Source organism: Methylosinus sp. LW3 (assembly GCF_000527115.1).
Lineage (GTDB): Bacteria > Pseudomonadota > Alphaproteobacteria > Rhizobiales > Beijerinckiaceae > Methylosinus.
The window spans coordinates 1,010,547-1,031,272 of sequence record NZ_AZUO01000001.1; the positions used below are offsets into that span (position 1 = coordinate 1,010,547).

The window sequence follows — 20,726 nt, forward strand, 5'->3', positions numbered from 1 at the left end:
GCCGGTGGGCGGGCGGCGGATGAGCCGCCACCTCGCGTAGCTCGTGATCAGCGGCATCGAACGAAGTCAGCCGCGACGACCGCTCGTCAGAACGGCCGGCGTTTTCTCGCGTCTGAAAGGGGCCCCATGTCCGAGATCGTCACCTCCATTATCGAGCGCGGCGATCTCGCCCATCTCGCGCTCTTTCTCTGGGCGAGCGCCGCCACTGCTTTCGCGTTGCGCGCTCTGCGTGAGCTCGGCCGCTCCATGCGGCGGCTCGACGCTTTCGTGCGCGAGCTCGCGCGCTTCAACCGCCGCTATGGGAGCGAATGAATGAGTCTAGCCGCATTGCCTCTCCGCATAATGAAGCGTCGCACGCCGCGCAAGCCGCCGCGCCTCGAGCCCGACATCGTGTTCAAGACTTTTGTGCGCGCATTGCAGCGCCTTCGCGAGCCGCCGCGCGGCGGCGGTCCTGCCGCGATCGGCGCGACGCGGGAGAAAGCCTGATGGCGCGAGCGCTGACGCGAGACATTCACATAGAGAGCCCTCCGTTGGAGACGAAGCGCGCGCCGTTTCCCGCGGCGATCGGCGCCGACGGAACATTCGAAGGCTATGCGAGCCTCTTCAACGTGCGCGACACTTGCGGCGATATCGTCGAGCGCGGCGCCTTCGCCGCGAGCTTGCAGCGACGCGGCGCCGCGAGCGTCAAAATGCTGTGGCAGCATCGCGCCGAGGAGCCGATCGGCGTGTGGGCGCAGATCGCCGAGGACGAGCGCGGATTGAAAGTGCGTGGGCGGCTCGATCTTTCGGTCGCGCGTGCGCGGGAGGCGCTGTCGTTGCTCCGCGCAGGCGCGCTCGACGGCCTGTCGATCGGCTTTCGCACGCTTCGCGCCGCGAGCGATCCTAAGACTGGCGTCCGGCGATTGCTCGAGCTCGATCTCATCGAGATTTCGATCGTCACCTTTCCTGCGTTGCCGCAGGCGCGCATCGCCGTGATTCCCGCTTTGACGATCGCGCCGCGTCACGCGGCGGCTCAGCTCGGCCAGAAGCTCGCGCGGCTTCGCATGCAGCTCGCCGCGACACGATTCGAGGCGACGCTCCAGCAGCTCTCTGCCTCCCGGTGACGCACGCTCGCGGCTAGCGCCGCGCGCGAAGACGATCTTCCCAGTTCACCTGGCCTCCGAACGCCCGCGCATTCCGCGCGGCGCTTTCGTGCGCCGTCATGTCGAAAGAAAGAGGTTGCCGGCAATGTCGTTTCTCGAAACCAGGACCCTCTCCGGCGAGGAAGCGCTCGCCGATCTTCACCGCGCCTTCACGGCGTTCAAGGATACGAATGAAGAGCGCCTCGCGCAGATCGAGACGCGCATGGGCGTCGACGCGCTCACCGAGGAGAAGCTGCAGCGCATCGACCGCGCCATCGACGAAACGAAGCGCCGCGTCGACCGTGTCGCGCTCGATCTCGCGCGGCCGCGACTTTCGTCCGCGCCGAACGACGATGCGCCTACGCGCGAGCACAAATCGGCGTTTTCGCTCTATATGCGCAGCGGCGAATCCGCCGGGCTGAAGGCGCTCGAATCCAAGGCGCTGTCCGCCGGCTCCGGCCCGGACGGCGGATATCTCGTGCCCACGCCCGCGGAGCAGGAGATATTGCGTCGCCTGGCGCATTTGTCGCCCATTCGCGCCATCGCCAGCGTGCGTGAAATCTCCACGCATTCTTTGCGCAAAGCCTATTCGACACAAGGACCGGCCGCCGGATGGGCAGCAGAAACCGATCCGCGAACGCAAACCAGCAGCCAGCAGATCGTCGATCTCAATTTTCCGGCGATGGAGCTCTACGCCATGCCGGCGGCGACGCAAACCTTGCTCGACGATTCCGCGATCGACGTCGAGCAATGGATCGCCGAGGAGGTGCAGACCGTCTTCGCCGAGCAGGAAGGCGCGGCCTTTGTGAGCGGCAATGGAACCGACAAACCCAAAGGATTCCTCGCCTATACGACGGTCGCGGACGCCAGCTGGAACTGGGGTAATATCGGCTATGTCGCGACCGGCGTCGCCGGCGGATTTGCGGTGAGCAATCCTTCTGACGCTCTGTTCAATCTCGTCTATGCGCTGCGCGCCGGCTATCGGCAGAACGGCAGATTCGTGCTCAATCGGCAGACGCAATCCGCCATCCGCAAATTCAAATCGACCACTGGCGAATATTTGTGGACGCCGCCCGCGAGTCTCGATCAGCCGGCGTCTCTGCTGAATTTCCCCGTGGTGGAAGCGGAGGATATGCCCAATATGGGCGCCGATAGTCTCTCCGTCGCTTTCGGCGATTTCGCGCGCGGCTATCTCGTGGTCGATCGGCTCGGCGTGCGCGTTCTGCGTGATCCCTATTCCGCAAAGCCTTATGTGCTCTTCTACACGACCAAGCGCGTCGGTGGCGGCGTTCAGGATTTCGAGGCGATCAAGCTGCTGAAATTCGGCGTCGCATGATGTGACTAGCGTCAAACGCGAGCGGCGCGCGACTGCGCCGCTCGCAACGGCGAGTTCGCACGTCATTCACAGATGGACAGACCGAATGATCCCGAATCTTCTGACAGCGCCGGCGCTGGAGCCCGTCTCGGTCGATGAGGCGAAGGCCTGGCTCCGGCTCGATTCTAGCGATGAGGATCCGTTACTGGCCGCTTTGATCGTCTCCGCGCGCCTGACGCTCGAATCCTACACCCGCCGCTTCTTCGTCACGCAGAGCTGGCGCATGCGGCTCGACGCCTGGCCCGCGCAGACATTGCGACGCGGAACGCTCGCCATTCCTTTCTCCCCGTTTCGTAGCCTTTCGGCCATCCGTGTCTATGACTCTGCCGATGTCGCTCAGACCCTCGCGAGCGCGGCCTACCGCGCGGCTCCCACGCGCGACGCCGGACGTGTCGCTTTTATCTCGTCGCCGCCCGAGCCGGGCCGCGCATGCGACGGAATCGAGATCGATCTCGTCACCGGATATGGCGACAGCGCCACCGACACGCCGGAGCCACTGCGCCGCGCCATGCTGGCGCTGGTTGCGCATTGGCATGAAAATCGTGGCGATGTGGACGACGCCGGGGCGCCATTGCCGACAATCGCGGTGGCTTTGGCGAAGCCCTTTCGGCGCGAGCGATTGACATGAACGCGCCGAAGATCGGCGAGATGCGCCTGCGCATGAGCCTCGAGGCGCCCGTGGACACGCCGGACGACAGCGGCGCGATGACCAGAGGCTATGTCGGGCGCGGCGATATTTGGGTGAAGCTCACGCCGCTTTCCGCGGAAGCGCGCTTCATCGAGGAGCGGCAGGAGCTGGCGATCCATTGGATCGCGCAAGCGCGATGGCGGGCCGATGTGACCAGCGAAATGCGCCTCGTCGATGGCGCGCGTAGCCTGCGCATCACTTCCGCCTCTGACCCGGACGGACGGCGCCGCTTTCTGTTCTGCCATTGTGAGGAAATCGCATGAGGCGCCACAAATGACGGTTTCGCCGATCATAGCTCTGCGCAAAGCGATACGCGCGCGTCTCTCGGCGGATTCCGCCCTCGTCGCCGCGCTCGGCGCCGCGAAAATCTATGACGAGGCGCCGCGCGGCGCTGCGGCGCCTTACGTGCTGCTGTCCGAGGCGAAGCTGCGCGACTGGTCCACTTCGGACAGCGGCGGCGCCGAGCAGCTCCTCACGATCACGGTCGTATCGATCGAACGTGGGACCGCCGAAGCGTTGACTCTCGGCGACAGGATCGTCGCGCTTCTCGACGAGGCGCCGCTCGGTCTCGAGGGGCATGTCCTCATCGATCTGCGCCATCAAGGCAGCGAGACGCGACGCGAGCAGAATGGCCGCTTCGCCCGCGTCGATCTGCGCTTTCGCGCGACGACGGAAGCGCAATGACGACTGCAAATTCAGGAGCCTTCACATGTCAGCGCAAAAAGGAAAAGACCTGCTGCTGAAGCTCGACGATGGGAGCGGAAGCGTCGTTTCTGTCGCGGGCTTGCGCACGCGGCGTCTGTCGCTCAACGCCGAGACCGTCGATGTCACCGACGCCGAATCTGCAGGTCGTTGGCGCGAATTGCTCGACGGCGCCGGCGTGAAGCGCGCGAGCCTCGCGGGATCCGGAATATTCAAGGATCAGGCGTCGGATGCGCTCATTCGCCAGCTCTTCTTCGACGGCTTGCTGCGTGAATGGCGGATCATGGTTCCGTCGTTCGGAGTAATTGCCGGCGTGTTCCAAATCACCAGCCTCGATTATCGCGGCGAGCACAATGCCGAGATGACGTTCGACATAGCGCTCGAATCGGCGAGCGCGGTTTCGTTCACACCGGGGTGAGGCGATCGTCATGGCCAATCATAAGCGGGGAGAAATTCAGGCGACGCTCGACGGCGAGAGCTATCGGCTCTGTCTCACGCTCGGCGCGCTCGCCGAGCTCGAGAGCGCGCATGGCGTGAGCGATCTCGTCGCGCTCGCCGAGCGCTTCGAAGGACGGCGCCTATCGGCGCGCGATCTGATCTGCATTATCGGATGTGGATTGCGCGGCGGCGGATATGAAAAGAATGACGATGAGGTCGCGCGCATGACCGTCGCGGGAGGGCTCGGCGATTATGTGAAGATCGCTGCCGATCTGCTGGCGGCGACCTTCGGCGAGGGCGACAGCGCAAACCCTCCGCCGCCGCGGAGCGCGAGCGGGTGAGGCCGCAGCCCTTCCCATGGGCGCGGGCGATGGCCTTCGGCCTCGGCGTTCTTCGTCTTTCGCCACGCGATTTCTGGTCGATGACGCCACGCGAATTGGCTTGCGCCGCGGAAGGTCTCTACGGCCGCGCCACGAGAGCGCCATCACGCGACGCTCTAGCGGCATTGATGCGCGCATTTCCCGACGGAGACCAAAAGTGAGTGATTCGTCAACGAGCGATAGCGCTGCGCAATCATCGATCGATCTGTCCTTTCAGGCGCTCGATCTGAAGTCCACGAAAACGCAGCTGCAGGACATCAACTCGGTCGCCGCTTCGGCGACGAAGACACTATCGAGCGGGCTCGCCAGCGCGGCGGTGAATGGAAAGAGCTTCGATACCACTCTCGCCTCCATCGCGCGCTCGCTCGCCAAGCTCGGCGTCAATGCTGGCGCGCAGGCTTTGACACAGGGCGCGACGAGCGGATTGAGTGCGCTGATCTCCGGCGCATTGGGCGGCGGCGGCGTTTCTGTGGCGCCGTTCGCCGATGGCGGCGTCGTCGCGAGCCCCACATTCTTCGGCGCGAATGGCGCGGTGGGTCTGATGGGCGAGCGTGGCGCGGAGGCGATCATGCCGCTCGCGCGCGGGCCGGATGGTCGGCTCGGCGTGGCGATGCAGGGCGCTGGCGATCCAGTGGCGGTGACAGTCAATATCGCCGCGCAGGACGTCGACAGCTTTCGGCGCTCGGAAGGGCAGATTGCTGCGGCGCTGGCGCGGGCGGTGGCTCGCGGCCGGCGCAATCTATGAGGAGGGCGTGATGGTCGATTTTCACGAGACGCGCTTTCCGCTCGATGTGTCGCTGAATGGACGGGGCGGCCCGGAGCGGCGGACGGATATCGTCGCGCTCGGCTCCAATCGTGAGGCGCGCAATGCGCGATGGGCGAATTCGCGTCGTCGCTATGAGGCGGGCTATGGCGTCAAATCGCTCGCGCAGCTCGCCGCGGTCATCGAATTTTTCGAGGAGCGACGCGGGCGGCTGTTCGGCTTTCGTTGGCGCGACCGCGCGGATTTTTCTTCTGCGCATACCGGCTCGATTTCGCCGCTCGACCAGATCCTCGGGGCAGGCGATGGCGCGCAGGCGCAATTTCAGCTGCAAAAGACCTATGGCGCGGGCTTCGCGCCCTATGCGCGAACTATAGCGAAGCCTGTGATGGAAAGCGTGCGGATAGCGATTGGCGGAACCGAGAAGACGCGAGGCGTGGACTTCGATGTCGATGCGTCGAGCGGAATCGTCACCTTGTCGCCTTCGGCTGTTCCAGCGATCGGCGCCGTGGTGACGGCAGGATTTCTGTTCGATGTGCCTGCTCGCTTCGACACGGATTATCTCGAGATCGACGTCTCTTCTTTCGAGGCCGGCGCCATCCCGAAGATCCCGATCATCGAGATCATCCTTTGATAAGGAGGAAAGGCAATGCGTTCGGCTTCGTCGGCCATGCGGCAATCTCTCGACGCTTCGGCGTCGACCTTGTGCAATTGCTGGCGTCTCACTCGCAAGGATGGCGCGGTAATGGGATTCACCGATCATGATCGTGATCTCGTGTTCGGTGGCGTGACCTATCGCGCCGCCACGGGGCTCGCCGCCACGCAGATCGATGGAAGCGTCGGACTGGCGGTCGGTAGCGGCGAGGTGATCGGCGCATTGCAGTCGGACGGGCTCGGCGAGAGTGATCTCGCCAATGGGCGCTATGACGGCGCTGGCGTCGAGATATGGCTCGTCGATTGGCGCAATGTGGATAATCGCCTGCTCATCGACGCCATGACGATCGGCGAGGTCACGCGCAGCGAGTTCGCGTTTCGGGCGGAATTGCGCTCCCTCGCGCATCTCTTCGATGAGACGCGCGGCGACAGCTATCAGCAGGGCTGCTCCGCCGATCTCGGCGATGCGCGTTGCAAGGTCGATCTCTCCGCCTCCTTCTTTCACACGACGGGTGTCGTGCTCGCGGTGACGCAGGACGCGATCGTCGCGGCGCTCGCGGAGGATTTCGACGATGATTTTTTTACCGGGGGCTCCTTGATCGTCACCAGCGGCGCCGATGCTGGCGTTCGCGTCGCCGTCAAATCACATCGAAGCGCCGACGGGAAGGTGAAACTGGGGCTGTGGTCGCGGCTCGCGGGCGGGATTGTTTCGGGCGATGGCTTCACGCTCGTCGCCGGCTGCGACAAGAGTGCGGCGAGCTGCCGATCGAAATTCTTCAATATCGTCAATTTCAGAGGCTTTCCGCATATGCCAGGCAATGATCTCGTCATTTCCTATCCGAGCTCGCTGACGCCGACGATGGACGGTGGGAGCTTTTTTCGATGAGCGGGGTCGCGCGCGCGGCGATCGTCGCGCAGGCGCGGCTCTGGATCGGCACGCCCTATCGACATCAGGCATCGCTCATTCATGTCGGCTGCGATTGTCTCGGTCTCGTGCGTGGCGTGTGGCGCGCGGTGGTGGGGCCGGAGCCGGAATCGGCGCCGCCCTATTCGCCGGATTGGGCAGAGGCCCTCGGCGAGGAGACTTTGGCGCTCGCCGCGCATCGGCATTTCGCCGTCGTCGAGATGAATTCGTTTCGCGCGGGCGATGTGCTTTTGTTTCGCTTCCGCGATCACTCGCCAGCCAAGCATCTCGGCATTGCGACTAGCGCGACGCATATGGTGCATGCGCATGGCGGCGTCTGTGTGGCCGAGGCGCCGATCGGCTTGTGGCGCAAGAAATTGGCGGGCGCATTCGCCTTTCCCGGCGTGATGAATTGAAGCTTCGAGGGCGAGATGGCGACTCTCTTGTTGCAGACCGCGGGCGCAGCGATCGCGCCGGTCGGCTCGGTCATCGGCAATGTCCTGGGCGCTGTGGGCGGCGCCCTCGTCGATGCGGCGCTGCAGCCGCGCGCGGGGACGCGCTATGAGGTAGGGCCGCGGCTGGAGGCGATGGAGGGCGTCGCGTCGACGGAGGGAGCGGCGATTCCGCGCGTCTATGGACGCGCCCGCATCGGCGGCCAGATGATCTGGGCGACGCGCTTCCTCGAGCAGACGAATGTGTCGTTGGACGGCGGCTCGAGCAATCGCGGCAAGGGCGGCGGCGGAACGTCGCAGACGGTGAGCGTCTCCTATTCCTATTATGCGAATTTTGCGATTGGTCTCTGCGAGGGGCCGATCGCCTTCGTGCGCCGCATATTCGCGGACGGCAATGAGCTCGACATGACGAGCCTTCCGATCCGCATCTACAAGGGCGATGAGGAGCAGCTTCCCGATGCGCTGATCGTCGCCAAGGAGGGGGCAGAGAATGCGCCGGCCTATCGCGGGCTGGCCTATGTCGTGTTCGAGCAATTGGCGCTCGCGCCATTCGGCAATCGCATTCCGCAATTCACCTTCGAGGTGACGCGGCCGGTGGCGGGGCTCGGCGCGAAGATTCGGGCCGTCGATATTATTCCAGGCGCGACGGAGGCGGGCTATCAGCCGTCGCTCCAGTTGAACTTCTTTTCGCCGGGCGAAACCAGCGCGGAGAACCGCCATCAGCTCACAGCGGCGAGCGACTGGACGGCTTCGATCGACGCATTGCAGGCGCTCTGTCCGAATCTCGAGAGCGTGGCGCTGGTCGTCGCTTGGTTCGGCGATGATCTGCGCGCGGGTCATTGCACTATTGCGCCGCGCGTCGACGCGACATTCAAGACGATCGGCGAGTTCGACTATGTCTATGGCCCATTCTGGCCCGCGGATTGGTCGGTCGCGGGGCTGATGCGCGCAACGGCGCGGCTGGTCTCGCAGATCGACGGAAGGGCGGCCTTTGGCGGGACGCCGAGCGACGCATCGGTGCGCGTCGCCATCGCCGATCTGCGGGCGCGCGGTCTTGCAGTCGTGTTCTACCCTTTTGTGATGATGGATGTGCCGCCGGACAATGTGCTGCTCGATCCGCGTAGCGGCGAGATTGGGCAGCCCGCGTTTCCCTGGCGGGGGCGCATCACTTGTGATCCTGCGCCCGGACCCGTGGACACGGTGGTTGAAACCAGCGCGGCTGCGACGCAAGTCGCGGCGTTCTTCGCGCAATATCGCGCCTTCATTCTGCATTATGCGGGATTGTGCGAGGAGGCGGGCGGGGTCGACGCTTTTCTCATCGGCTCAGAGCTCGTGGCGCTCACGCGCATTCGTTCGGCTCCGGGCGTCTATCCGGCTGTCGCGGCGCTCGTCACTCTCGCGGATGATGTGAAGGGTGTCCTTCGCAGTGGAACCAAGGTCGGCTACTCAGCCGATTGGACGGAATATGGCGCGCATGTTCCGACAGCGGGCGAGCTACGCTTTCCGCTCGACGCCCTGTGGGGAGCGTCGTCGATCGATTTCATCGGGATCGACGTGTATTGGCCGCTTTCCGATTGGCGCGACGGCGTAGATCATCTCGATGCGCAGAGCGCGGGGAATGTCTATGACCTCGATTATCTGACGTCGCGCGTCGGCTCTGGCGAGGGATTCGATTGGTTCTATGCGAGCGACGCGGATCGGTTGACGCAGACGCGCGCGCCGATCGAAGATTCGCTCGGCAAGCCCTGGGTCTACCGCGTGAAGGACATTCTCGGCTGGTGGGCGAATGCGCATCACGAGCGCGTCGATGGCGTGGAGCTCGGCGCATCGACGGCGTGGACGCCGCAGAGCAAGCCGATCTGGATCGTCGAAACGGGTTGTCCTGCAGTCGATCGCGGCGCCAATGCGCCCAATGTGTTTGTCGATGCGCATTCGTCGGAGGGCGGCCTTCCCTATTTCTCGCGTGGTGGACGCGATGATCTGATGCAGGCGCGCTTTCTCGAGGCCATGCTCGGCTATTTCGATCCGACGGCCCCGGGCGGCGACGCGCGCAATCCAGTGTCGATGGCCTATGGCGGCCGCATGGTCGATGTGGCGCGCATTCATGTTTGGTGCTGGGATGCGCGGCCGTTTCCGGCCTTTCCCGGCTGTTCGGATGTGTGGGCCGACTCGGCCAATTGGGAGACTGGGCATTGGCTCAATGGGCGGCTCGAGGGCGCGCCGCTCGATCGGCTCGTCGCGACGCTGGCTTCGACGATCGCGACGAATGATCTCGTTGTCGCGCGGCCGGCGATCGAGGGTTTTGTCGACGGCTATGTGCTCGACAGCGCAATGTCGCCGCGCGAGGCTATCGATCCGCTCGCGTCGCTATTCGGCTTCGACGCTGTGATGTCCGGCGGCGCGTTGCGCTTCGTCTCGCGCGGAACCAAGAGCGTGCTCGAGATCGGCGACGACGATCTGGTTCCGAGGAAGGATGGGACGCTGATCGAGCTGCGGCGTGCGCAGGAGAGCGAGCTTCCGCATGAGATCGCTCTGTCCTTCGGAGATTCGGAATTCGATTATCGCACGGGCCGTGTGCTTTCGCGTCGGCTCGAGGGCTATTCCTCGCGGCGCAGCGAAGCGGAGACGGCGGTTATGATCGCGCGCTCCAATGCGCAACGTTTGGCGGATGTGTGGCTGCAGGATATTTGGGCCGGGCGCGAGACGGCGCGATTTTCCGTGCGGCCGGGGCTCGCGACCTTGGAGGCCGGCGATGTGGTGTCATTGGCGCGCGCGCCGGGACGTCAATGGCAGATCACGCAGATCACCGATGGCGCGGCGCGTGAGATCGAGGCGCGCGCGGTCGACGCCAGCGTCTATGACGTTTGCGCGCGCTCCGTCGGCTGGCGCGCCTTGGCCTCTCCAGGCGTGATCGGCCCGCCGCGCGCGGTTGTCCTCGACCTTGCGATCGCTAAGGATGGCGAGACTGCATTGTCACATGTCGCCGCTTTCGCCGATCCGTGGCCGGGGCCGTTGGCCATCCGCCGGAAGCTCGGCGAGTCCTTCGAGTCGGTCGGGCTGATCGAGAAGCGCGCGACGATGGGCGAAACATTGGATGCGCTCGCGCCCGGACCGCTCGGGCGTTTCGATCTCGGCGCGAGCGTGACGGTGAGGCTCGCTTCGGGCGCGCTCGCCTCTGTGGATGATGGAAGCGCTTTTGCGCTGCGCTCTTCATTAGCGATCCGCGGCGACGACGGCGCCTGGGAGATCCTCGCCTTCACGCGTGCGGAGCTGGTCGCGACGAACACATATCGCTTATCGCGGCTGCTGCGGGGGATCGGCGGAGAGGATGCGCTGGCGTCACGCAGCGTGGCGGCTGGAGCGACGATCGTTTTGCTCGACGACGCCATCGTTCCGCTCGCGCGGGACGCCGCGGAGATCGATTCGGCGCGTGTCTATCGCATCGGTCCGGCGGATCGCGATTACGACGATCCGACCTATGTCGAGCTGGAGGTCGCGGCGACGCGCAAATCGCTGCTTCCCTATTCGCCGACACATGCGCATGCGCGGCGGACAGCGGATGGCGTCGTCGTCTCCTTCATTCGGCGCGGGCGGATCGACGCCGATTCCTGGGAGCCGGTCGATATACCGCTCGGCGAGGAGAGCGAGGCCTATGACGTCGTCATCGCGCTTGCTGGCGGCGGCGCGCGCGTGCTGAGTGTGACGCGCGCGTCGGCGCTCTATTCGGCGAGCGACGAGCTCGTCGATTTCGGGGCGCCGCAGACGAGCTTGGCCGTGCAGATATTTCAAATCAGCGCGCGCGCAGGACGCGGCTTTCCGCTCGTCGCGACGCTGCCCATCGAGTGAGCTTCCATGACCGATACAATTCATTTGGCTCTGCCCTGCATCGATGCGGCGCAGGCGCAGAAGCATGTCACGCATAATGAGGCGCTGCAGCTGCTCGACGCGCTGACGCAGCTTTCCGTGATCGATCGGCGCGCCTCGCCGCCTGTTTCTGCCACCGACGGCGATCGTTATCTCGTCATCGCCACGGCGGCGGGCGCCTTCGCCGGCAAGGAGCAGAAGGTCGCCGTGTATCTCAGCGGCGCTTGGGCGTTTCTCGCGCCGAAGGCGGGGTGGCTCGCCTATGTGGAGGCCGAGCAGCTCATGCTGCTCTACAGCGGCTCCGCCTGGATCGACGCGGGGCTCGCGTTGCACGAGCTCGAGAATCTGTCGCTGCTCGGCATAGGGACGACGGCGGACGTCGCCAATGCGCTTTCGGTGAAGGCGAGCGCGGCCTTGTTCGCCGCACGGACAGTGGCGGAGGGCGGGGCCGGCGATTTTCGGATCAAGCTCGAGAAGGAGACTGCCGCCGACACGGCGTCGCAGCTCTATCAATCCAATTGGTCCGGCCGCGCCGAGACGGGCCTTCTCGGCGACGATAATTTTCATGTGAAGGTCTCCGCCGACGGGACGATATGGCGCGAGGCGCTGATCGTCGATCGTTCGACGGGGCGCGTCGATTTTCCGAGCGGCATGGGAGACGGCGCTTCGGCGGCGTTTCGCAATCGCTTGCGCAATGCGACTTTTGCGATCAATCAGCGCGCGGTTTCGGGAACGGTCTCGCTCGCTGCCGGGCAATATGGCCATGACGGCGTGAAGGCCGGCGCCGCTGGCGCGACCTACACTTTCACGACGAGCGGCGTCGACACGACGCTCTCGATTTCTGCGGGCTCCTTGATCCTGGCGATCGAGGCGCAGCTGATGGAGGGCGGCGCCTATGCTTTGGCGCATGAAGGGACCGCGCAAGCGCGCGTCTGGCAGGGGACGGGTTATTCGGGCTCCGGCTCTTACGCGACGGCCTCGCGAAGCGCGCCGCTTCTCGTGTCGGGGCTGACGGCGAATGCGCAGACCAATGTCGAGTTCTCGAGCGGCACGATCCTGCGGCCGCAATTGGAGCCCGGGGTCTATGCGACGAGCTTCGAGAGGCGGCCGCCGGGCGTGGAGCTGCCGATATGCCAACGCTATTTTCAATCCTTGCTGGTCTCGCATCTCTTCACGGCAAATGCGGGCACGCAGTTCGGGGGCTCGGTCATGACGCTGCCGGTGACGATGTTCGGCACGCCGACCTTGTCGGCGCTGTCGGGCGGCGTGCAGACCAATGTTCTGATGGACGGCCTCAATTCGATGGGCAAGGCGGCGATCAGATATTTCATGGCGTCCACTGCTGCGGGATCGGTCGAAGCCTATGATCGCGCATTCACGGCGTCAGCGGAAATTTGAGACGGAGAGTTGTGACATGACCTATTCGATCATTTGCGATTTCGCTGGCGAGCCGCTGCAGGACATGGTGCGGCGAGACGCAGATGGCGCGAGCGTCCCGACCAATGCGCAAACGGCCGACAGCCTCGCCTATCGTGATTGGCTCGGCGGCGGAAATGCGCCTACGCCTCTGTCGATCCCAAGTCTCGCGGAGGCGAAGAGCAAGCGGCTTGCCGCTCTCGCGGAGCGTCGATGGCGCGCCGAGACGGCGGGAACCTCGGTAAATGGCATGAGCCTTCCGACCGACGAGAGAACGCAGGCCAAGCTCACCGCGGCTGTCGTGGCCAGCGTGCTCGACAATAATTACACGGTGAATTGGAAGCTGGCCGATGGCGCATTCGTCGCGTTCGATCATGCGACCTTGATCGCTGTCGCGCAGGGCGTGCGCGCGCATGTGCAGAGCTGCTTCGATCGCGAGGCGCAGCTCGTCGCTGCCATTGTCGCCGCGCAGGACGGCGCGGCGCTCGCGGCGATCGACATAGACGCGGACTGGCCGGGCTGACGCGGCGCCGCGCGCTTTTTCTCGAGCGAAAGGACATCGATATGATCGATAAGAAAGCGCCGGCGCGCTCCGCGCCGCGCGCCGGCTTTGTGCTGGACGAAGCTTGCGAGGCGAAGCTCGTCGGCGTGCATCCCGATCTCGTGCGCGTGGTGCGCGGCGCGGCGGCGCGCTGTGAGCAGAGATTCGTGGTCTTCGAAGGCGTGCGGACAATCGCGCGCGAGCGCGCGCTCATCGCGCGCGGCGCGTCGGCGCTGAAGAATCCCTTCCGCTGCCGGCATGTGCCGACGCAGGACCAGCAGCATGGGCTCGTCGGACATGCGGTCGATCTCGTTCCGCTCATCGAGGGACGGCCGCAATGGTCGTGGCCGCACATTTATCCGATCGCGCGCGCGATGAAGGCGGCGGCGCAGGCGGAGCATGTGACGATCGAATGGGGCGGCGATTGGCGTACGCTGAGGGACGGTCCGCATTATCAGCTGCCCTTCGCCCTCTATCCGTGATCGCCGCGCATCGATATCCGCGCCGGGCGGTCTCCTGGCGAAACGAAAGGATGACGACTATGGGTTTTTCGCTTTCTTCCGCTTACGCGTGGCTCCGTTCGCGAGTCGTGGAGCCTTCGACCTGGGCCGGGACCGGCGTGGTGGCCGCGATCGTGCATTCGGTCGCGCCCGGCGCGCTGGGCGACGGCGTGCTGGCGACGGGGGCGGCGCTCGGCGGGCTGATCGCGATCGTCGCGCCCGAAAAAGCGTCGGATTGACGGGTGGGCGGCGTCGGAGAGGTTCGACGCCGCCCCGCTCACTCCGTTTCGGGCGTTCACATTCGTTTGTGGCGTTCACTTGGCGTTCAGCAGGCGCATCGCATAGATTTTGTGGGGAAAAGCGAGAATGCGTCGGATCGTGTCGAAAATTTTGGCGTTCATCGTCGCCGCGCCGCAGGCCGCATCTGCGATGGCCGCGGATCGGCCGGCGCTGCAATGCCTGCCGATCGCCGAGACCCGCCAGCTCATCTCGGATCGGCGGCTCGGCGATCCTTTCGCGCTGATGCAGGCCGCGAGCGTCGCCGCCCATGCCGAGCCGATCAATGCGCGGCTCTGCCGCGAGCAAGAGGAGCTCGTCTATGAGATCAGCCTGCTGCGCCGTGACGGGCGGGTGGTGCGGATTTATCTCGACGCGGCGACCGGCCAGCCCCATGCTGGCCATAAAGAACATTAAAAGACGATTCGTCTGGGTGACGGAGGCGGGGCTTGCGGCTTCTGGTCGTGGAGGATGACAAGGATTTGAACCGGCAGCTCGTCTCTGCGCTGGAGCAGGCGGGCTATGCGGTCGATCGCGCCTTCGATGGCGAGGAGGGGCATTTTCTCGGCGACACCGAGCCCTATGACGCTGTCGTGCTCGACATCGGCCTGCCGAAAAAGGACGGCGTGACCGTGCTCGAGGAGTGGCGCGCCGCCGGGCGGATCATGCCGGTTCTGATCCTCACCGCGCGCGACCGATGGAGCGACAAGGTGCAGGGCTTCGACGCCGGCGCCGATGATTATGTGGCCAAGCCCTTCCATATGGAAGAGTTGCTCGCGCGGCTGCGCGCGCTGCTACGCCGCGCCGCCGGCCATGCGACCAGCGAGATCGTCTGCGGCCCGGTGCGGCTCGACACCAAGGCGGGACGCGTCGTCGTCGATGGCGCGGCGGTAAAGCTCACCTCGCATGAATATCGGCTGCTCGCCTATCTGATGCATCATTCCGGGCGCGTCGTGTCGCGTAGCGAGATCGTCGAGCATCTCTACGATCAGGACTTCGACCGCGACTCAAACACGATCGAGGTCTTCGTCGGTCGGCTGCGCAAGAAGCTCGGCGTCGATCTCATCCAGACGGTGCGCGGGCTCGGCTATATGGCGGCGCCGCCCGAGCCGGCGAAGCGCTGAAGACGGGATGCGGCGGCTCGGCTTTCCGGGGCGATCGATCGCGGCGCGGCTGTTCTTCGCCGCCGCGGCGCTCAGCTCCGTCGTGCTGATGATTGCCGGCCTCGCCCTCACCGAATATTATCGCCGCACGGCGGAAGATGTGTTCGAGCAACGGCTCGGCGTCTATCTGCGCGCGATCGTCGCCGATGTTTCGGAGTCCGGCGAGGATGGGCGCAGCGGGCCAGGGCAGCTCGGCGATCCGCAATTCGAGCTGGCGCGCTCCGGCTGGTATTGGCAGATCACCCGCCTCGACGATGAGGCGCATGAGATAAAGGCCTCGCGCTCGCTGTTTGCCGCGAAATTGCCGAAGCTCTCCGATCTGCATGTGCCGGCGGAGACCGGGGGCGTCAGACGCGGCGTCGCGCTGGGGCCGGACGGGCGCTGGCTGCGCATCGTCGAGCGCGTCATCGATGTCGGAGATATCGGCGTCTATCTCGTGCAAGTGGCGGCGACGACGGAGGAGACGGAACATCAGATCGCGCGCTTTCGCTGGTCGCTCATCGTCGCTTTCTCGCTGCTCGCCATTGCGCTGGCGCTCGCCACCGCGGTCCAGGTGAGCGTCGGCCTGCGGCCTTTGAAGCTGCTGCAAAGGGAATTGTCGCTCATTCGCCGCGGCGAGCGCGGACGCATAGAAAGCGCCTATCCGACCGAGGTGGCGCCGCTCGCCGAGGAGCTCAATCTGATGATCTCCGCCAATCGCGACATTGTGGAGCGCTCGCGCACGCAGGTCGGCAATCTCGCCCATGCTTTAAAGACGCCGCTCAGCGTCATCGTCAATGAGGCGGACGCCGCGCCCTCGCCGCTCGCCGCCAAGGTAGGCGAGCAGGCGACGCTGATGCGCGATCAGATCTCCTTCTATCTCGAGCGTGCGCGGGCGGCGGCGCGCGCCGGCGCGATAGGCGCGACGACGGAGGTCGCGCCCGTTGTCGCGGCGCTGCTGCGCACTTTCGGCAAAATCTACAGCGAGCGCGGCGTCGCCTTTTCCGGCGAGGCGGCGGCGGAGCTGCGCTTTCTGGGCGAGCGGCAGGACCTCGAGGAGATCGTCGGCAATCTGCTCGACAATGCGGGCAAATGGGCGGCGAGCGAAGTGCGGCTGTCCGTGGCGCTGGAGAATGCCGAGGCGGGGCGCAGCCGCCTCGTTTTCACCATCGACGATGATGGTCCGGGTCTCGCGGCGGAGTTTCGCGCGCAGGCGACGCGACGCGGCCAGCGCCTCGACGAGACTCGGCCGGGGACAGGGCTCGGCCTTTCCATCGTCGCGCATCTCACCGCCGATTACGGCGGCGCGCTCGCGCTCGACGACAGTCCGCTCGGCGGGCTCCGGGCGCAGGCGCGATTGCCGGGCCTTTGACAGAGTGAGGGCCTTCCGGCAAGAGGAGAGCCGATTGCGCCAGCGGAGAGAAGTCATGTCGAGACAGGCGAATTCGGCGATCGTCAGAATCGCGGCGGCCGTGGGCCTGTGCTGCGTCGCGCTCGCCGTCTCGGGCTGCAATTCTACCGAATCTGCCGCTCCGGCCGCGGCCGTCGTCGTCGCGCCCGAACCTCCCGCGCCGGGCGTCATCGGCGCCGCCATCGGCCGCGAGCTGGACGCCGCCGATCGCGTGACCGCTGTGGCCGCGCAACAGGAGGCGGTCGCCTCCGGTCAGCGCAAGAGCTGGCGCGGAACCCGTGGCGCTTATGGCTTTGTCGAGCCGGGGCCGGAAGCGGCCTTGGGCGGCTGCCGGGATTATACGCATAAGATTTTCATCGACGGCCGTCCGCAGCAGGCCAAGGGCCAGGCTTGCAAGAAGCCGGACGGCGCTTGGCGCGTGACGAGCTGAGAAATCGTCGATCTCCTTCCGCTTTTGATCGATGGGATCGCGCAGAGCGTGCGCGAGCGGGCGAGCCACGCCTCGAGCGCGGCGTCGCTTTGAAAGCTCGCTCCTCGGAGCGATGATGCGAAGCTTGGTGCGGACGGCGGGGATCGAACCCGCATGGGCATGGCCCGAGGGATTTTAAGTCCCTTGCGTCTACCGGTTCCGCCACGTCCGCGATTCGCGCAGTGATAGCGCAGCGCGCAGGCCTCGGCAAACAGAGACCTCAACCTCGGGTTAACCATGAGGACGATAAGTCTTTGCGGTTCGCCCGGAAGCCGCCACGCGCTGCCGGGCCGCGAAGCGCCGGGGAGTCGATTGCTCAGCTCGACCGATCAAGCCTTCCGCCGCGACATAGACGCGCGGCCGTCGCGAATCGCCCTCGGCGCAATCGCGCCGCTCGCCGCTTGTGCGGCGATCTTTCTGCTGCTGCGGCCCTATTACGGGCTCGAGCATGACGCGGTGATCTATATGGGCCGCGGCCTCGCCGATCTCGATCCGCAGGGCGTCGGCCGCGACATCATGTTCCGCTACGACGGCCAATCGAAATTCAGCGTCTTCTCGCGGCTGGTCGATCTGCTCATTCCCGTTCTCGGCCTCGCCGCGGCGGCCAAGGCGCTCGCTTTGACGGGCTGCGGGCTCTGGTTCGCGGCGCTGGCGGCGCTCGCCTCGCGCCTCGCGGGAGGGGCGGCTCTCTTAGCGCTGCTGCTGCTCGTGGCCGCTTTCGACAGCTCCTATGGGGGATTCGGCGTCTTTCATTTCGCCGAACCTTTCGCGACGCCGCGGCCTTTCGCCGAGGCTTTCGTTCTCGCCGCTCTCGCGGCGCTGCTCGCCGAGCGGCGATGGGTTGCGATCCTCTTTCTGCTGGCGGCGGCGGCCTTTCACCCGATCATCGCCGCGCCGGGCTTTCTGGTCGCGCTGCTCTATGAAGGGATGAGAGATCGCCGCATTCTCATCGCCGCGCTCCTCGGCGGGGCAGGGGCGCTGGTCGCGGCGCTCGCTGGCGCGCCGTTGCTCGGGCGGCTGACCGCGCGCATCGATCCGCAATGGGCGGCGATCATCTCCGTGCGCAGCGATTATATTTTCCTCTCCGACTGGCCGGCGAGCACATGGATCGCAATGCTGCGGCAGGCGTGCACGCTGCTGCTGGCCGCGAGCCTTTCGCCGCCTCCCGTGCGGCGTCTTCTCTTTTGCGTGATCGGCGCGGTCGGCCTCGGACTTTCGGCGAGCTTTCTGCTCGGCGACGTGCTGATGCGCGAGCTGGCGGCGCAGGCGCAGGCCTGGCGCGCGCTCTGGCTCGCCGCCGCTTTCGCGCCGCTGGCGCTCGGCCTCGCCGCGCCGGCGTTGTGGCGGGACGGCGTTCAGGGACGCATCGCGCTCGCGCTTCTCGTGACGAGCTGGATTTTGCGCGCGGCGCCGGAGAGCGCCTTTCTCGCGCTCGTCGCGGCGCTCGCCTGGTGGGACCGCGCGCGCTGGCGCCATATTCCGCTCGGCTTGCTGGAGCGTGCGCTCTTCGCGCTCTGCGGCCTCTGCGCGGTCATCGTGCTCGGCGCGGCGCTGTGGTTCGCGCGGGAGTATGTCCGCGTCGCGCCGAGCGAGGATTCGATCCTGCCATCAGTAATGCGCGCCGGCGAGCCGGCCTTCGTCCCGCTGTTGTTCCTGGCGCTCGCCATTCTGATCGCCGCATGGCGGCCGCGGCCGCTCATCGCCGCGGGCGTTGCGGCTCTCGCCGCGCCGCTGGCGGCCTATTGCTGGATATACGAGCCATTCCCGCTGCGCTCGGCCGACGTCCATCCGCCGGAGCTGGAGGCGATGGTCGCGCCCCGCGAGGGCGAAGTGCTCTGGGTCAACGACAAGCTCGCGCCCTGGGTGTGGCTCGGCCGCGCCAATTGGGCCTCGCGCGTGCAGGGGGCGGGCGTCGTCTTCTCGCGGCCGCTGGCGCTGGAATGGCGCGAGCGCATGGGATTTCTGCGCGATCTCGGCTGGGTGGCCGATAGCGCGCTGAAGCCGCGCACCGATGATGTGATCGATTTTCCGCCCTTCACGCGCGCTTCGCTCGAGCGCCTCTGCGCCCGCCAGGATGCGCCGGCCTATGTGGCGGGGGCAGTCGAATCGCCGGGCGCGCTCGCCGAGGGTCTGGAGGCGCGCTTCTGGCGCGGTCCGCCGCGCTTCTCGCTGCATCTTGCCGGCGGGGCGCCGCATTGGACGCCGATCGAGCATTACGCCATCTTCGATTGCGCCGCCTATCGGCGATAGGCGGCCGTCAGGACGATTCTCTGGCGATCGGCGCCTGAAAGCTGAGGCCGGTGTCCCAGGGGAAAAAAATCCAAGTGTCCTGCGAGACCTCGGTGACGAAAGTGTCGACCAGCGGCCGGCCCTGCGGCTTGGCGTAAACCGTGGCGAAATGCGCGTTGGGCAGCAGGGCGCGCACGACCTTCGCCGTCGCGCCGGTGTCGACGAGATCGTCGACGATCAGCACCTCCTCGCTCGGCAGGGTGAGGATCGTCTCGGAGAGTGGCTTCAGTACGCGGACCTCGCCGCGCTGGGTCTCCTCCTGATAGCTGGCGACGCCGATCGTATCGATGACGCGAATTCCGAGCTCGCGCGCGACGACGCCGGCCGGCACCAGCCCGCCCCGCGTCACCGCGACAATGGCGGAGAAGCCGCCCACCGCCGAAAGCCGCCAGGCGAGCGCGCGCGCATCGCGGTGGAAAGCGTCCCAGGATACCGGAAAGGCTTTGTCTTCCATTTGTGGTGACCTTCTCGCCTCAGAGCGGGGTTCCATTGGCGGTGAGCTCGACGATCAGCTTGCGCACTTTCTGCGTCGCCGCCTCCAGCTCGGCGCCGTCGCGGCTCCGCAGCACGATCTGATTGCGCACGCCGGCGCTGGAGAAGGAGGGATAGGAGCCGACCGTCACCCGCTCATGCTCCTTGGCGATGCGCTCGAGATCGGCCGCGTAGCGTCCTTCTGGAATATTATGGGCGTCGACGGTCGCGACCTGCACCTTCACGCCTTTGACAATGCGTCCCGCTGCGGCGTCCAGCATGGCCTGCATGATGATCGGCACGCCGGCCATGACGATGACATTGCCGATCATGAAGCCCGGCGCCTTGGAAATGGCGTTCTCGATGAGATCCGCGCCTCGAGGAATGCGGGCCATGCGCCGGCGGGCCGGATTGAGGTCCTGCGGGGCGATGCGCTCCAGCAGCATGGCGATGGCGCGCTCGTCCTCGCCGATCGGCACGCCGAAGGCCTTGGCCACCGCATCGGCGGTGATGTCGTCATGGGTGGGGCCGATGCCGCCCGTGGTAAAGACATAGCCGTAACGGGACCGAAGCGTGTTGAGCGCGGCGACGATCTCCTCTTCTATATCGGGCACCACGCGCACCTCGCGCAGGTCCACCCCCAATTCGCCCAGATATTTGGCGATATAATTGGTGTTGAGGTCCTGCGTGCGGCCGGAGAGGATCTCGTCTCCGATCACGAGCACGGCGGCCGTAACGATCTCTTCGCGCTCCATCGGGCCGCTCCTCGAGGTCAGTCTCGCCCAAAGTCTATGCCACCGGCGCCGCCGAGGCCAGCCTCCGAGCCGACTCCCAGCGGCGTCGCGCGCATCTTGCTTTGCGGCGTCAATTTCT

At 65.8% G+C, this 20,726-nt stretch carries 26 protein-coding genes and 1 tRNA gene; 24 read left to right on the forward strand and 3 right to left on the reverse strand.

Annotation, left to right across the window (positions count from 1 at the left end; all coding sequences use genetic code 11):
- Nucleotides 1-126: 126 nt before the first annotated feature.
- The 23 genes from METLW3_RS0104970 (at nt 127) to METLW3_RS0105090 (ending at nt 17,054) form a co-directional block, all read left to right on the forward strand.
- On the forward strand, nt 127-312 hold the full coding sequence (locus METLW3_RS0104970) for a hypothetical protein (protein WP_024878868.1): 186 nt from the start codon (nt 127-129) through the stop codon (nt 310-312).
- On the forward strand, nt 313-486 hold the full coding sequence (locus METLW3_RS28110) for a hypothetical protein (protein WP_157198924.1): 174 nt from the start codon (nt 313-315) through the stop codon (nt 484-486). It abuts the gene before it with no gap.
- Complete coding sequence (locus METLW3_RS0104980; protein WP_024878869.1) at nt 486-1,103, forward strand: HK97 family phage prohead protease; 618 nt, start codon at nt 486-488, stop codon at nt 1,101-1,103. The genes METLW3_RS28110 and METLW3_RS0104980 overlap by 1 nt, the downstream gene beginning before the upstream one ends.
- A 124-nt stretch (nt 1,104-1,227) precedes the next feature.
- On the forward strand, nt 1,228-2,457 hold the full coding sequence (locus METLW3_RS0104990; protein WP_024878870.1) for a phage major capsid protein: 1,230 nt from the start codon (nt 1,228-1,230) through the stop codon (nt 2,455-2,457).
- Between the two features lie 85 nt (nt 2,458-2,542).
- Nucleotides 2,543-3,124, forward strand: coding sequence for a head-tail connector protein (locus tag METLW3_RS0104995; protein WP_024878871.1), 582 nt, complete (start codon nt 2,543-2,545; stop codon nt 3,122-3,124).
- Nucleotides 3,121-3,447: a phage head closure protein gene (locus METLW3_RS0105000; protein ID WP_024878872.1), complete on the forward strand. Its 327-nt coding sequence runs from the start codon at nt 3,121-3,123 to the stop codon at nt 3,445-3,447. The genes METLW3_RS0104995 and METLW3_RS0105000 overlap by 4 nt, the downstream gene beginning before the upstream one ends.
- A gap of 10 nt (nt 3,448-3,457) precedes the next feature.
- A complete protein-coding gene (locus METLW3_RS0105005) occupies nt 3,458-3,868 on the forward strand; it encodes a DUF3168 domain-containing protein (RefSeq protein ID WP_024878873.1) in 411 nt (136 codons plus the stop codon).
- Nucleotides 3,869-3,893: 25 nt separating this feature from the next.
- Nucleotides 3,894-4,304 carry a phage major tail protein, TP901-1 family gene (locus METLW3_RS0105010; RefSeq protein WP_024878874.1) on the forward strand — a complete coding sequence of 137 codons (411 nt, stop codon included), beginning with the start codon at nt 3,894-3,896 and terminating at the stop codon, nt 4,302-4,304.
- Nucleotides 4,305-4,314: 10 nt separating this feature from the next.
- Nucleotides 4,315-4,665: a gene transfer agent family protein gene (locus METLW3_RS0105015; RefSeq protein ID WP_024878875.1), complete on the forward strand. Its 351-nt coding sequence runs from the start codon at nt 4,315-4,317 to the stop codon at nt 4,663-4,665.
- Nucleotides 4,662-4,865, forward strand: a complete 204-nt coding sequence (locus METLW3_RS27370) for a rcc01693 family protein (protein WP_256388643.1) — start codon at nt 4,662-4,664, stop codon at nt 4,863-4,865. The genes METLW3_RS0105015 and METLW3_RS27370 overlap by 4 nt, the downstream gene beginning before the upstream one ends.
- Nucleotides 4,862-5,449, forward strand: a complete 588-nt coding sequence (locus METLW3_RS0105025) for a phage tail tape measure protein (protein WP_024878876.1) — start codon at nt 4,862-4,864, stop codon at nt 5,447-5,449. The genes METLW3_RS27370 and METLW3_RS0105025 overlap by 4 nt, the downstream gene beginning before the upstream one ends.
- Before the next feature lie 10 nt (nt 5,450-5,459).
- Nucleotides 5,460-6,098 (forward strand): DUF2460 domain-containing protein, encoded by a 639-nt coding sequence (locus tag METLW3_RS0105030; protein WP_024878877.1) that lies wholly within the window; start codon nt 5,460-5,462, stop codon nt 6,096-6,098.
- A 15-nt stretch (nt 6,099-6,113) separates the two neighbouring features.
- Entirely contained in the window at nt 6,114-7,004 is an 891-nt protein-coding gene (locus tag METLW3_RS0105035) for a DUF2163 domain-containing protein (RefSeq protein ID WP_024878878.1), read from the forward strand.
- A complete protein-coding gene (locus METLW3_RS0105040) occupies nt 7,001-7,438 on the forward strand; it encodes an NlpC/P60 family protein (protein ID WP_024878879.1) in 438 nt (145 codons plus the stop codon). The genes METLW3_RS0105035 and METLW3_RS0105040 overlap by 4 nt, the downstream gene beginning before the upstream one ends.
- Nucleotides 7,439-7,453: 15 nt before the next feature.
- Nucleotides 7,454-11,320 (forward strand): glycoside hydrolase/phage tail family protein, encoded by a 3,867-nt coding sequence (locus METLW3_RS0105045; RefSeq protein WP_024878880.1) that lies wholly within the window; start codon nt 7,454-7,456, stop codon nt 11,318-11,320.
- Between the two features lie 6 nt (nt 11,321-11,326).
- Nucleotides 11,327-12,736, forward strand: a complete 1,410-nt coding sequence (locus tag METLW3_RS26735; protein ID WP_024878881.1) for a DUF2793 domain-containing protein — start codon at nt 11,327-11,329, stop codon at nt 12,734-12,736.
- Nucleotides 12,737-12,752: 16 nt separating this feature from the next.
- Nucleotides 12,753-13,277, forward strand: a complete 525-nt coding sequence (locus tag METLW3_RS26740) for a DUF4376 domain-containing protein (protein WP_024878882.1) — start codon at nt 12,753-12,755, stop codon at nt 13,275-13,277.
- Between the two features lie 41 nt (nt 13,278-13,318).
- Nucleotides 13,319-13,777, forward strand: a complete 459-nt coding sequence (locus tag METLW3_RS0105060) for a M15 family metallopeptidase (protein ID WP_024878883.1) — start codon at nt 13,319-13,321, stop codon at nt 13,775-13,777.
- 59 nt (nt 13,778-13,836) lie between these two features.
- Nucleotides 13,837-14,034 (forward strand): hypothetical protein, encoded by a 198-nt coding sequence (locus tag METLW3_RS0105065; protein WP_024878884.1) that lies wholly within the window; start codon nt 13,837-13,839, stop codon nt 14,032-14,034.
- 127 nt (nt 14,035-14,161) lie between these two features.
- Complete coding sequence (locus METLW3_RS0105075) at nt 14,162-14,488, forward strand: PepSY domain-containing protein (RefSeq protein WP_036290211.1); 327 nt, start codon at nt 14,162-14,164, stop codon at nt 14,486-14,488.
- A 32-nt stretch (nt 14,489-14,520) separates the two neighbouring features.
- Nucleotides 14,521-15,195: a response regulator transcription factor gene (locus tag METLW3_RS0105080; protein ID WP_024878886.1), complete on the forward strand. Its 675-nt coding sequence runs from the start codon at nt 14,521-14,523 to the stop codon at nt 15,193-15,195.
- A gap of 7 nt (nt 15,196-15,202) precedes the next feature.
- Complete coding sequence (locus tag METLW3_RS0105085; protein WP_024878887.1) at nt 15,203-16,585, forward strand: sensor histidine kinase; 1,383 nt, start codon at nt 15,203-15,205, stop codon at nt 16,583-16,585.
- 55 nt (nt 16,586-16,640) lie between these two features.
- Nucleotides 16,641-17,054, forward strand: coding sequence for a lipoprotein (locus tag METLW3_RS0105090; RefSeq protein ID WP_024878888.1), 414 nt, complete (start codon nt 16,641-16,643; stop codon nt 17,052-17,054).
- A 125-nt stretch (nt 17,055-17,179) separates the two neighbouring features.
- On the opposite strand, the gene METLW3_RS0105095 is transcribed toward METLW3_RS0105090, so the two are convergent.
- Nucleotides 17,180-17,265: transfer RNA gene (locus tag METLW3_RS0105095), tRNA-Leu, on the reverse strand.
- 140 nt (nt 17,266-17,405) lie between these two features.
- On the opposite strand from METLW3_RS0105095, the gene METLW3_RS0105100 reads away from it, so the two are divergent.
- A complete protein-coding gene (locus tag METLW3_RS0105100) occupies nt 17,406-19,343 on the forward strand; it encodes a hypothetical protein (RefSeq protein WP_024878889.1) in 1,938 nt (645 codons plus the stop codon).
- Nucleotides 19,344-19,350: 7 nt separating this feature from the next.
- Here the strand turns inward: METLW3_RS0105100 and gpt are convergent, their stop codons facing one another.
- Both gpt and METLW3_RS0105110 read right to left on the reverse strand, forming a co-directional pair.
- Nucleotides 19,351-19,836: a xanthine phosphoribosyltransferase gene (gene gpt / locus METLW3_RS0105105; RefSeq protein WP_024878890.1), complete on the reverse strand. Its 486-nt coding sequence runs from the start codon at nt 19,834-19,836 to the stop codon at nt 19,351-19,353.
- 19 nt (nt 19,837-19,855) lie between these two features.
- Nucleotides 19,856-20,608, reverse strand: a complete 753-nt coding sequence (locus METLW3_RS0105110) for a molybdopterin-binding protein (RefSeq protein WP_024878891.1) — start codon at nt 20,606-20,608, stop codon at nt 19,856-19,858.
- Nucleotides 20,609-20,726 lie beyond the last annotated feature (118 nt).